Origin of the sequence: Micromonospora sp. NBC_01412 (assembly GCF_045040215.1) — a bacterium.
GTDB classification, from domain to species: Bacteria; Actinomycetota; Actinomycetes; order Mycobacteriales; family Micromonosporaceae; genus Micromonospora; species Micromonospora rubida.
Genome location: NZ_CP109528.1, coordinates 6,836,567 through 6,849,729, shown reverse-complemented (window position 1 = coordinate 6,849,729; position 13,163 = coordinate 6,836,567). Strand labels below are relative to the sequence as shown.

Below are 13,163 nucleotides of genomic sequence, written 5' to 3'. Positions count from 1 at the left end.
GGGCGCCCGGCCGGCGGCGGGGAGCCGGGCGGGTCAGTCGCGCAGCAGGTCGGCGTGGGCGGCGCGGAGCCGGGCCAGGGCCGGGTCGCCGCCGGGGACGACCCGGCGGTCGAGCTCGGCCCAGACCTCGGCGAGCGCCGCCGTGAGGACCCCCAGTTCGACGGCGTGCCGCCGGCTGCTCTGCCGGTGCAGCTCGTCGAGGCGGCGGGCCCAACCGGCGGTCACCGTGGCCAGCCGGTCGGCGTCGGCCCGGGCCTGCGCCGCCGAGCGGGCGGCGGAGGCGGGCACGATCGCGGCGATCGGGCGGGGGTCGCCGTCGCGGGTGACCAGCGTGACCGCGTCGGTCAGCTCGGCCATCGCGATGAGCTGGGTCAGTCGGGTGCGGGCCTCGCGCAACGGCAGGGCACGCGGCGGGGTGGGCTCGTGGGCCAGGGCGGGGGCAGCCATGCGTCCATGCTGACGACGGGGTACGACAATAAATGTCCCCGACCGTCCACGATGGGCGTCGTCGCAGGTCAGGACTCTGCACGCATCGTCCTGATCCCGGTGCTGAACGTCGCGGCAGGGCCAGGCCGGACATGGCCGTGCCGAGATCGGACAGGCACTGGCTGACCCAGAGCAGGTTGAACGCGCGGTTGCGCCACAGGCTCACCGGGCGTCCGCGACCGCGCACGTCAGGATGTCGACGTACCGGCGGCACCGGCCGGCGACGGTCGCCTCGTCGAACAGGTCCGTCGCATACTCGACGACACCCCGCAGGCCCCCGCCGGCGGGGATGACCATCACCACCCAGTCCCGGCGCGCGCAGTCCAACTCCTGGTCGGTGATGTCCGTCACCAGTCCGGCCAGGCGCAGCGGCGGCATCCCCGGATTCCAGACGAAGGCCGCGCCGGTCACCGGCGGCGGATCCCCCATCCGCCAAGCAGAGTCGACGACGGCGTGGAGGAACGGCAACGGGGCGGGCTGGTGCCGCACCGCGTCGAGGAACACCGCGTCGGTCCGGGCCGCCAGGTCGACGAGGGGCTCCCCGTCGCGCAGCCGCACCCGCAGCAGCAGGGTGCTGGCGAACAGGCCGACCACCGGCTCCAGCTCCCGCCCGTCCCGGTGGGCGTACGGGCAGGACAGCAGGACGTCCCGGGCCCCGGTCAGCTCGCCGACCAACCGCGCGTACGCGGCTGCGAGCAGCGGGAACAACGTGAGGCCCGCGTCGGCGGCGAGCCGGTTCAGACGGCCGGTCAGCTCGGCCGGCACGTCGAAGGCGTACTCCGCCCCGCGGCCCGACGGCGTGGCCGGCCGGGGCCGGTCGGTGGGCAGCGGGACGGCCCGGGGCGCGTCGGCGAGCCGGTCCCGCCAGTGGCGCAGCACCGCCGGCGGAACCCCGGTCGCCCGCTGCCGGCGCGCGTGGTCGACGTAGCGCAGCGCCGGCGGGGCGGGCGGCGTACCCGAGTAGCCCCGCCCCAACTCGTCGAGGAGCTGGAGCATGGACCAACCGTCCCCGCACAGGTGGTGCACGACCATCAGGAGCACCCATCGGTCGCCGGCCAGCCGGGCGAGGCGGGCCCGCAGCCACGGCCCGTCGGTCGGGAACGGCTCCCGGCCGGCCGCCACGCACCACGCCCGCGCCCCGGCGAGGTCGGCGGTGGCGAGGTCGGTCACCGGCACCGCGACCGGCCGGTGGGCCAGCACCTCCTGCACCACCGCGCCGTCGCGCGCCACGACGCGGGTACGCAGGGCCTCGTGCCGGGCGACGAGGGCGTCGACCGCCGCAGCCAGGGCGGGCACGTCGAGCGGGCCGGCGAGGTCGACGCGTACCGCCATGTGCACGGCCGCCGGGTCGGGGGCCAGGCGCTGCCTGTGCCACATCAGCTCCTGCTGGTACGTCGCCGGCGCCCGGTCCCGCACCGCGACGTCGCACACCGCCGGGGCCGGGCCGGCGTGCGGGACCGGAGCCACGGAACCGGCCCGGTCACCAGGGTCTGCCGGGCCGCCGGGCCCGGCCGGGGCGGCGGGGACGGCCGGGGTGCCGGGCCCGGGCGGGGCCGCGGGGACGGCCGGGGCCGCAGGGGCGGGCGGCGGATCGGCGGCCATCGCGCGGACGCCCGGGCTGCGCAGCACCCGGTCCACCCCGACCTCGACGCCGAGCGCCTCGCGTAGCCGGTTGGCCAGGCGGACCGCGCCCAGGGAGTCGCCCCCCGCGGCGAAGAAGGAGACGTCCAGCGGGACCTGGGCCACGCCCAGCTCCGCGCACCAGGCATCGTGGACGAGCCGTTCCCGGCCCGGGCGCGGCTCCTCCCCGGCGGGCGGCTGGTCGGGCGCCGGGAGCCGGGCGACGTCGACCTTGCCGGTGTCCCCGGTGGGCAGGGCGTCCAGCGTCACCCACGCCCGAGGGACGAGGTGGGCCGGCAGCCGCTCCCCCAGCTCGGCGGCCAGCCGGGCGGTCCGGGCGGCGGGCGGCTCGCCGTCGTCGCCGCCGCCGACCACGTACCCGACCAGGTACGGCTCGGCCCGGTCGTGCCGGGCGACGACGGTGGCCTGCCGTACCCCCGGCAGGAGCGCGAGCGCGGCGGCGGCCTCGCCCGGCTCGACCCGGTGCCCGGCGATCTTCACCTGGTCGTCGACCCGGCCGAGGAACTCCACCGCGCCGTCGCCGCGGAGCCGGACCAGGTCCCCGGTCCGGTACATCCGGCCCCCGGGCGTCGTGGCGAACGGGTCGGGCAGGAACGCCGCCGCGGTCGCCGCGGGCCGGCCCAGGTAGCCCCGGGCGAGCCCGGTGCCGCCGACGTGCAGCTCGCCGGCCGCGCCCGGCGGCACCGGCCCGCCCCGCCGATCCAGCACGTACAGCCGGCGGTGGTCCACGGGCCGGCCGATGTCGATCGGACCGGGGCCGTCGGCCGGCACCGGGCCGGCGGTGGTGACGACGGCGGCCTCGGTCGGGCCGTACGCGTTGAGCACCGCCGCCGGGTACCCGGCGGGTGGCCGGCGGCGCAACTGACTCCCGCCGACCACCAGGGTCCGGACCGTCGGGGCGGGCGGCGTCGGGAGCGCGAGAACCAGCTCGGCGAGGGGCGCCGGCAGGAAGGCGACGGTGACGCCGGCTCGGTGCCACTCCGCGACCAGCCGCGCCGGGTCCGCGCGCACCCGCGCCGGCACGAGGTGCAGGGTCGCACCGGCGGCGAGCGCCGGGTGGATCTCGGCGAGGTTCGCGTCGAACCCGAGGCCGAGGGCGTGCGCCACGGTGTCCGCGCCGGTGAGGGCCAGAGCGCGCGCGTGCCAGTCGACGATGTCCACGGCGGCCCGGTGCGGCACGCCCACCGCCCTGGGCCGGCCGGTCGAGCCGGAGGTGTACACGCACCAGGCGAGGTGGCCGGGGCCGGCCGTGTCGACCGGGTCGGGCAGGTCCGGCTCGGCAGGCCCGTCCACCAGCACCCGGACCACCCCGGCGCGGTCGGGAACGTCGGCGGCGGGCCCGGTTGGGTCGGGGACGTCGGCGGCGGGCCCGGTTGGGTCGGGGACGTCGGCGGCGGTCAGCAGCAGGCGGGCGCCGCTGTCGGCGAGCAGGTCGCGCAGCCGGGCCGCCGGCAGGTCGGGGTCCAGCGGCAGGAAGGTCGCGCCGGCCATCAGCACGGCGAGCTGCGCCGCAACCAGCTCCGGCCGGCGCGGCAGGAGCACGGCGACGAGGTCGTCCGGCCCAGCGCCGTGCGCCGCGATCCGCCGGGCCAGTTCCCGGGCCCGGTCGCGCAGTTCCCGGTACGTCCACCGGCGCTCTCCGGAGACCACGGCGACCGCGTCGGGGGTCCGGGCGGACTGCCGGAGGAACAGGTCGTGCAGCCGGTCGGCGGCGGGTTCGGGCTGCGGCCCGACCGGGCGGGCGACCGGGTCGTCGAGCCGGTCGGCCAACCGGGACAGCGGCAGGCCCGGCTCCCGGGTCAGCACATCCAGCAGCCGGTGGAGGTGGTCGAGCAGCCGGTCCACGGTGGCCCGGTCGAGCACCTCCGTGCGGTACTCGACGTGGCAGCGCAGCGTCCCGCCGTGCGACAGGTAGACCATCAGGTCGACCGGAGCCTTGTCCAGGCCCACCGGCAGGGGCTCGGCGGTGACGCCCGGCAGGTCGAAGGCGAACGCCTCGGGGCCGCTCTCGTACTCCACGACCACGTCGAAGAGGGGATGACGGCCGGCCTCGCGGTTCGGGGCCACCGCGCGGACCAGGGCGTCGAACGGGACCCGGTCGTGCTCGTACCCGTCGGCGGCGGTCACCCGGACCCGGGCGAGCAGCTCCCGGAAGGTCGGGTCGCCGGTGAGGTCCAGCCGCAGCGGGAGGGTCCGGACGAAGAACCCGATCAGGTCGGCGGTCCGCTCGTCCCGGCCGCCCGTGCCGGTGCCGATCACCAGGTCGGCCTGGCCGGTGAACCGGAACAGCAGCACCCCGAACGCGCTCAGCAGGACGGTGAACGGGGTGACCCGCTCGTCCCGGCCGAACCGCCGTACCCGCTCCGCCAGCTCTGCGGGCAACTCCCGGAAGACGCTCTCCCCCGCCGCCGACGGCAGCGCCGGGCGGGTCAGGTCGGACGGGATGACGAGGGTGGGCGGGGGCGGGTCGAGACGGCCCCGCCAGTAGGCCAGGTCCTCGTCATCGGGCTCGCCGGCGCCGGCCGCCGCCAGCTCCGGGTAGGTGACCGGCAGCGGCGGCAGGTCGGGGGCGGCGCCGGCCGCGCGGGCCCGGTAGCAGGCCGAGACCTCCCGGGTCAGCACGGCGTACGACCCGCCGTCGGTGGCCAGGTGGTGGAACGTCAGCACCAGCACGTGATGGGTGGCGGAGAAGCGCAGCAGCGTGAAGGCGAACACCGGGCCGCGGGCCAGGTCGGACACCCGCCGGCTCCCGGCGGCCAGCGCGGCCCGGACCGCCGCGTCCTCGGCCTCGCCGGCATGGTCGCGCACCGGGCACTCCACCGGCACCCACGCGTGTACGACCTGCCGGGGCTCCCCGTCGACCTCGGCGTAGCTGGTGCGCAGCGGGGCGTGCCGGTCGACCACATCCCGCAACGCGCGCCGCAACGCGGCGTGGTCGAGCGGGCCGCGCAGCCGCACGGCCACCCCCTCGTGGTACGCGGGGGTGCCCGGGTGCAGCCGCTCCACCAGCCAGAGCCGGCGCTGCGCGGACGACAGCGGCGCGGTCCGAACGGTCCCGCCTGCCCCGTCGGTTCCGTCGGTGCCGTCGGCCCCCTCGGCCCCCTCGGTTCCTGCGGTTCCTGCGGTTTCTGCGGGCGGCGGGGGCACCGGGCTGCCGGGGTCCGGCGCCGGTGCGTCGTTGCCCGCCGGGGGTCCGGTGGGGGCGGCGACCCGGCGCGGGGTGGCCCGGCGCAGCGCGTCGAGCGCCGGCAGGCCGGCACGGACCGCGTCCCCCGGGAGTCCGAAGTCGACGAAGCAGGCGATCTCGTCGACGCCGACGTCGAGCACCGCCTCGACAACCGCCCGGCAGCCTTCCGGGGACCCGATAAGCGCGCGCTCGGCGCAGTACCGCTCGTACGCCCGGGACAGCACGAACCGGACGTCGTCGTCCGGGGTGTCAGCCAGGTCGACGTTCATGCCGAGGCTGTTGACCACCTGCCCGAGCAGGCTGAACGAGGAGCGCAGGTAGGCGCAGAACGGCTCGAACGCCTCGGCCCGGGCCCGCTCGGCGTCCTCGCCGAGGTAGGCGTGCAGCAGCACCACCACGCGCCCGCCGGCCGGGTCGAGCCCGTGCTCGGCCCGGGTACGCCGGTACAGGGCGACGTTCTCGGCGAGGCGCGCCACGTCCTGCGTCATCAGGTTGGTCACCACGCCGACGTCGCGGCGGGCCGCCTCCCGGTAGCTGTCCGGGTTACCGACGATCGCGGTGAAGACCGGCGGCTCCGCCTGGACCGGCCGGGGGAACAGGCGTACCTCGATCCGCTCGCCGCTGCCCGACCGGGCCGGCACCGTCTCCCCGCGCCACAGCCGCCGGACGGTGTCCAGGTGCTCGTACATCACCTGCTTGTGCCGCCCGAAGTGGTCGGGCTGGAAGACGAAGTCGTTGGCGTGCCAGCCGGGCGCGCAGCCGAGCCCGATCCGGCCGCCGGAGAGGTTGTCCACCATGGACCACTCCTCTGCGACCCGGACGGGATGGTGCAGGGGCAGCACGACCGAGCCGGCGTTGAGCCGCACCCGCCGGGTACGCACCGCGAGGGCTGCGGCGAGCACCGACGGGTTGGGGAAGAGACCGCCGAAGGAGTGGAAGTGCCGCTCCGGCATCCAGACGGCGTGGAAGCCGTGCACGTCGGCGAACTCCGCCGCGTCGAGGACGACCCCGTACTTGTCTTCCCGGTCCTGGTCGGGGTAGTCGCCGAAGAAGTAGAGGCTGAAGTCGGCGGTGTCCGGCGCGGCCGCCGGCGGCGCGACGGCGTCCGTGGGAGCGGCGACCGGCACGACCACCGGCACGACGGCGCGGGGCACGGCGGCAACCGGCTCGGCGGCGAGTGACACGGCGGCGGGCGGCGGGGCCGACGACACGGCCGACGACACGGCCTGGGTCGCGCCTGCCGGCGGGCCGTCGCCGAGCCCGGAAGCGGCGCCGAGCAGGGCGAGCTGCTGCTGCATCAGGTCCAGTTGCCGATGGATGATGCCGGCCAGCTCGCCCGACCCCGGCCGGCCCCCGCCGGCGGCGAGGCCGGCCGGAACAGGCGCGGCCACCTCCGGCCCGGTCGACTCCGGCCCGATCGCGGGGGACCCGGCCGTTGCCCGGTACGGCCCGGTAGGCACGGTCGCCCCCGGGTCCTTCGCCGCCGGGGCGGCGGCGGTGATCGCGGCGGCCAGGCGGCGGGGGGTGTCGACGGCGGTGAACAGGTCCCGCACCGGCACCCGGACGGCGAAGGCACGGTCGATCTCCCGGGACATGGTGATCAGTAGGAGCGAGTCGGCACCCAGGGCGAAGAAGCTCTGGTCCGGGTCGACCTCGGCGACGGCCAGGCCGAGCCGCTCGGCGGTCAGCGCCCGCACCCGCTCCAGCACCGCCAAGTCCACCCCCGCCGAGTCCACCCCGGCCGCCGGACCCGGCGCGGCGACAGACCCCACGGACGCGGACACGACCGATGCGGACACGACCGATGCGGGCACGGCGGCACGCGGGTCGGCGGCGCCCGGGTCGGCCCAGAACCGGCGGCGCTGGAACGGGTACGCGGGCAGCGTGACCCGCCGGCCGCCGTAGCCGTCCACGAGTCCTGCCCAGTCCAGCGGCGTCCCCGCGACGTGCAGCTCCGCCGCCGCCCGCCACAGTCCGGCGGCCGGGTCGAGGCCGCGACGCTGGGACGGGACCCAGCGCGGCACCGGCCCGGCCGCCGCGGCGATGCCGGTCAGCACGCCGTCCGCGCCCGCCTCGACCACCGTCCGGCAGCCCTCGGCGGCCAGGGCGGACACGGCGTCGTGCCAGCGCACCGGCTCGCGCGCGTGCCGGCACAGGTGGTCGGCGTCGGGCCGCCAGCCGGGCGGGCGGATCCGGCCGTCGAGGGCGCTGACGACCGGCAGCCGGGTGGGCCGGAACGCGACCTCGTCGGCCAGCTGCCGGAGACGGTCCAGCACCGGCGTGACGGCCGCCGAGTGGAACGCCCGGTCGACCGGGAGCCGCCGGGTCACCACCCCGAGCCGGGCGGCCCGGGCCACGGCGGCGTCGATCTCGGCCGGCGGGCCGGCGAGGACGTGCCGGGCCGGCCCGTTGACCGCCGCCAGCTCCAACGGCGAGCCGGCGAGCAGGTCGGCCACGACGGACCGGTCGGCCAGCACCGCCAGCATCGCGCCGGGCGGCAGGCCGTCGGCCATGAGGCAGCCCCGGCAGGCGGCGAGCCGGACGGCGTCGGCGAGGGACAGCGCGCCCGCGACGACCAGGGCCGCGTACTCGCCGACGCTGTGCCCGAGGACGTGGTCCACGGCCAGGCCCCACGACCGCCACAGCTCGGCCAGCGCCACCCCGACGACGACCAGTGCCGGCTGGGCCACGTCGGTGGGCCGGCCGGCGGGCGGGCGCTCCTCGCTCAGCCGGACGACCAGGTCCCCGCCAACCGCCTCCCGGTACGCGTCGGCGGCCTCGTCGAGCACCGCGCGGACCACCGGGAACCGTGCCGCCAGCGGGAGCAGCGCCTCGCGGACGTCCCCCTGACCGGGGAACGCGAGGGCGACCGGCCCGGCGGCGTCACCTTTGGTCTCGCCGGCGACCACGTCGGCCGGGAGACCGGCGGCGTGCCGGTCCAGGGCATCGGCCAGCGCGGCGGTCGAGTCGCCGAGGGCGACGAGCCGGTGGCGCAGGTGACGGCGACCGGTGCCGGCGGTCAGCACCAGGTCCGCCAACGGCAGGGCGGGGTCGGCGCGGAGCCGGTCCCGGTGGGCCAGGGCGAGCGCGGCCAGCGCGGCCGGGTCGGCGGCGGAGACCGGGAGCAGTCCGGGGACCGGGGCGGGCCGGTCGCCGGGCCTGGGCGGCGGGGGTGGCGGGAGCGGCGGCTCCTCGACGATCACGTGGGCGTTGGTGCCGCCGACGCCGAGGGCGCTGACCGCGGCCCGCCGGGGCGACCCGGTCGCCGGCCAGTCGGCGGCGACGGTGGTGACGGTGAACGGCCCGTCGGCCACGCCCAGCGCGGGGTTCGGCCGGGTGAAGTTGATCTGCGGCGGGACGCGGCCGGAGCGGACGGTGAGCACGGCCTTGACCAGGCCGGCCATCCCGGCGCAGCTGTCCAGGTGCCCGATGTTGGCCTTCACCGAGCCGAGGAACGCCCGCGCGGGCGCGTACGCCTCGGCGAGGGCGTGGTGCTCGACTTGGTCGCCGAGGGCGGTGCCGGTGCCGTGCGCCTCGACGTACCCGACGGAGGCGGCCGGCACCCCCGCGTCGCGCAGGGCCCGCCGGACGACGTCCACCTGTCCGGACACCCCGGGCGCGGTGTAGCCGACCTTTCCGGCCCCGTCGTTGTTGACCGCCGAGCCGAGGAGCACCGCGTGGATGCGGTCGCCGTCGGCGAGCGCCCGGTCGAGCGGCTTGAGCACGACGGCCGCCACCCCGTTGCCGCCGACGGTGCCGTCGGCGTCGGCGTCGAAGGGCCGGCACCGCCCGGTGGCGGACAGGATCGACCCGGGGGTGTGCCGGTACCCGGTGACCTGCGGGACGTGCACCGCCACGGCGCCCGCCAGGGCGATGTCGGCGTCGCCGGCGAGTAGGGCGCGCGCCGCCAGGTGCACCGCGACCAGCGAGGTGGAGCAGGCGGTCTGCACGGTCACCGCCGGGCCGGTCAGCCCGAGCCGGTACGCGACGCGGGTGGCCAGGAAGTCGGGCTGGTTGCCCAGCGCCGCGCCGATCGTGGTGGCCGGGTCGGCCGAGCCGACGGCCTGCGGGAGCTGGTGACGCAGGTAGGTGTGGTGGGGGTACAGGTTCATCCCGCCGCCCGCGTACACGCCGATCCGCCGGCCGTCGGTCTCGCCGGGGCAGCCGGCGTCCTCGAGGGCGTGGTGGCAGGTCTCCAGGAACAGCCGGTGCTGCGGGTCCAGCAGCTCGGCCTCCCGGGGGCTGACGCCGAAGAAGCCGGCGTCGAAGCCGGCGATGTCGTCCAGGACGCCGCTGGCCGCCACGAAGCCGGGGGCGCGCACGGCCTCCTCGGGCACCCCGGCCGCGGTTAGCTCCTGCGGGGTGAAGAAGTGGACGCTCTCCACCCCGGCGAGCAGCCGCTCCCAGTACTCGTCGGCGGTGCCCGCGCCCGGGAACCGGGCGGCCATGCCGACGATCGCGACCCGCCGGTCCGCCGGGGGTGCCTGCGTCGGTGCCGGGCCGGCGGTCGGGCCGGCGGCGGCGAGGTGCGCGCTGAGGGCGTCGACGGTGGGGTGGGCGAACAGCGTCGGCTGCGGGACCGGGCGGCCCAGGGCCTGCTCCAGCCGGGCCCGGAACCGGACGATCTCGACGGAGCCGACGCCCAGCTCGTAGAACGGCCGGTCCGCGTCGACCGGCCGGCCGAGGACGTCGGCGAGCGCGGCGCGGACGACGGTCCGCATCGCCGCCCGCCCGGGCCCGGCCGGCGGCGGCTCCCCCGCTGGATCCGCGCCGCCCCCCGCCGGCTCCGCGCCCGCACCCGCCGGGCCGGCGACGGCCACCGGGCCGGGGCCGGGGCCGCCGGGCGGGAAGCCGCCGGCCAGGAACCGCCGCCGCAGCTCCGCCCGCTGGAGCTTCCCCCCGGAGGTACGCGGGAACTCCTCCTCGGGCACGGCCAGCACCCGCGCCGGGACGACCTGCCAGCGCCGGGCCACCACTGCGGTGAGCGCCTCCGCCACCCCCTGCGCCGGCTCGGCCGCGTCGGGATCGGGGACGTGGAACAGCACCAGCGACTCGGTGCCGGTGCGGGAGTCGGGTACGCCGACGGCGGCGACGAGCCCGGCGCGTACCCCGGCGACCCCGGCGGCGGCCCGCTCGATCTCGTGGCAGGGGATGTTCTGCCCGTTGAGGATCAGCAGGTCCTTGGCCCGCCCGGTGACGGTGACCGCGCCGTCGCGCAGGTAGGCCAGGTCCCCGCTCTCCAGCCAGTCGCCGTCGGGAAAGGCCGTGCGGTTCGCCTCGGGGTCGCCGAGGTAGCCGGGGGTGACCCGGGCCGAGCGGGCCTGCAGCCGGCCGATCCGGCCCTCGGGGAGCACCGCGCCGTCGGCGTCGACGATGCGCAGCGTGACCCCGGGCGCGGGCCGGCCGACGGACAGGAACTCCGTGCAGTCGGCCGTCGGGTCGTCGTCGACCCACTCCAGGTCGCCGTCGAGGCTCGCCGTGCCGACCCGCTGCCGGCAGCCGGGCGCGGTGAACGACGCGAAGGTGATCCCGGTGCAGGTCTCGGACATCCCCCAGGCCGGGGTCATGGCCGCCGCCGGCACCCCGGTCGCGGCGACGAACGCCTCGAACGTCTCCGGCAGGCACTGCTCGCCGCCGCTGACCATGCGCCGCACCCCGCCGAGGTCCCACCGCCGGCCCGGGGCGCGCGCCACCGCGTCGACGACCAGCCGCAGGCCGAAGTTCGGCGCCCAGCTGTGCGTCACCCCGTACCGGCGCATGAGGTCCAGCCAACGCGGCGGGTCCGCCAGCACCAGCCCGGTGGCGACGTGGACGGACGTAGCGCCGAGGAACACCCCGCCGAGGTGATACAGGAGCAGGCCGGCGACGTGGTCCAGCGGCAGCCAGTTGAGCAGCACGTCGCCCGGGCGGACGTCGAGCATCTCGCGGGCGCCGACGGCGTACTCGGACAGGCCCCGGTGGGTCAACGGAATGATCTTCGGGGTGCCGGTGCTGCCCGACGACAGTTGCAGGACGGCCACCCCGGTGGGGTCGGGGGCGACGTCGGGCAGTTCCCCGGCGGGGTCCGTGTCCCCCGCCGCCAGCTCCGCCACGGCGAGCACCCGGCCGGCCAGCGGCAGACCGGCCAGCCCCGCCACGTCCTCCGCCCCGGCCAGGACGACCGGGGCGTCGAGGGCCCGCCAGGCGTGCAGCAGCGCCGCGAGGGCGGGGCTGTCCGCGTCGTAGCCGGCCGGGGCGCCGACGGTCAGCGGCACGACGCCGCCGAGCACGCAGCCCCAGAACGCCGGCCAGTACTCCGCGCCGGCGGTGACCCGCAGGATCGCCGACGAGCCGGCGGCGACCCCCCGCGCCCGCAGGCCGGCCCGCACGACGCGAGCCCGGGCGAGCAGCGTCGGATGGTCGAGGAACACGCTGCGGCCGTCCTCGTCCACCACCCGGATGCCGGCGTCGGGGAAATCCCGCGCCGCCCGCCGCAGCGCGTAGCCCAACGTCCGCGGGTGCTCCGGGTCGGCGGGCAGGTCGCCGCCGTGGCTGACGGCCGGGCGGCGGGCGGGCGGTACGGCGGTCACGGCGTCACCTCGACGGGTCGGGGGCTCGGTGGACCGTGCCGGTGGGCCGGTCGGAACGTCTGGACGAGGAGGAACGCCAGGGCCGTGGCGAAGGCCGCCCCGTGGGCCACGACGACGACCGTGAGCGGGGCCACCCGGTCCAGCGCGGCGGCGCAGCCGACCATGCCGAGGCCGAAGCCGGCGTTCTGCGCCGCGCTGGCGAACCCGAACAGCCGGGCGCGCCGGGGCTCGTCGACCGCCTGGAGCCGGGTGGTGTAGCTGATCTCGGCGTAGCCGTCGGCGGCGCCCGCCGCCACGGTCAGCGGGACCAGCAGCCACAGGGGAGGATCGGTGAAGGCGAGCACGAAGAAGACCGACATCAGGCAGGTCGCGACGCCGAAGGAGCGCGGGGAGCCCACCCCGCCGGTGCGGGCGGCCAGCCGGGCGCACCACCGGCCGGCGACGAGGCTGCCCACCGCCCAGCAGGTCAGGAAGACGGCGGCGTACCCGGCGGGCGAGTCGGGGCGGACCAGGCTGGCCTGCACCGGGATGCCCACGTTGTGCGACGCGGACCCGAACGCGTCGGCGGCGCGTACCCCGATCATCGCCACCACCACCGGGGCGACCGTCCGCAGTATCCCGAAGCCGGCCAGGGCGCGCGGCCCGGCGGGCGGCGCGGTCCCGGGCTCGGCGGTGGCCGGCCGGCGGGCCGCCACCCGGGCCAGCAGCCCGGCGGACAGCACGTACGTGCCGGCGTCGAGCAGGAACGCCACCTCGTAGCCGAGCTGGGCGACCAGGATTCCCGCCGAGGCGAACCCGAGCAGCATCGCCACCGACCGGGCCGCGACGAGCCGGGCGTTGGCGCGGGCCCGCCGGTCGGGGCCGGCCAGCTCGGGCAGCTCGCTGCGCAGCGCGACCCCCCACAGGGTCTGCCCGCAGCCGAGCACCACGGCGAGCGCGTAGAGCATCCCGGTTCGCGCCCCGTCGGGGGCCGCGACCAGCAGCGCCAGGGTCACGGCCGACAGCACGTCGGCGCCGATCATCAGGCGGGTACGCCGGCACCGGCCGGCGAGCAGCCCGCTCACCGGTCCCATGAGGAAGCCTGCGGTCATCCGGACGGCCATGAACAGGCCGGTCTGCACGGCGGAGCCGGTGACCTCCAGCGTGAACAGGCCCAGTGCCACCAAATTCAGGTAGCTGCCGTACGTCGACGCCGCGTGCGCGGCCACGACCAGCCGCAGGTCGCGCGCCGGACGCCCCCCGTCGGCCCCATCCACCACTGAAGGTCCCCACCACTGTCG

At 77.8% G+C, this 13,163-nt stretch carries 3 protein-coding genes; all 3 read right to left on the bottom strand.

What is annotated here, in order from left to right:
- Window positions 1–33 precede the first annotated feature (33 nt).
- The 3 genes from OG617_RS29830 to OG617_RS29820 all read right to left on the bottom strand — a co-directional run bounded on the left by OG617_RS29830 (window position 34) and on the right by OG617_RS29820 (window position 13,142).
- Window positions 34–447, bottom strand: a complete 414-nt coding sequence (locus OG617_RS29830) for a type II toxin-antitoxin system Phd/YefM family antitoxin (protein ID WP_396685340.1) — start codon at window positions 445–447, stop codon at window positions 34–36.
- Window positions 448–648: 201 nt separating this feature from the next.
- Entirely contained in the window at window positions 649–11,883 is an 11,235-nt protein-coding gene (locus OG617_RS29825) for a MupA/Atu3671 family FMN-dependent luciferase-like monooxygenase (RefSeq protein WP_405096244.1), read from the bottom strand.
- On the bottom strand, window positions 11,880–13,142 hold the full coding sequence (locus tag OG617_RS29820) for an MFS transporter (protein ID WP_405096243.1): 1,263 nt from the start codon (window positions 13,140–13,142) through the stop codon (window positions 11,880–11,882). The genes OG617_RS29825 and OG617_RS29820 overlap by 4 nt, the downstream gene beginning before the upstream one ends.
- Window positions 13,143–13,163 lie beyond the last annotated feature (21 nt).

What these genes read in the sequence shown, in the direction of transcription:
- OG617_RS29830 (WP_396685340.1), bottom strand. Translation starts at nt 447, where the DNA reads ATGGCTGCCCCCGCCCTGGCCCACGAGCCCACCCCGCCGCGTGCCCTG.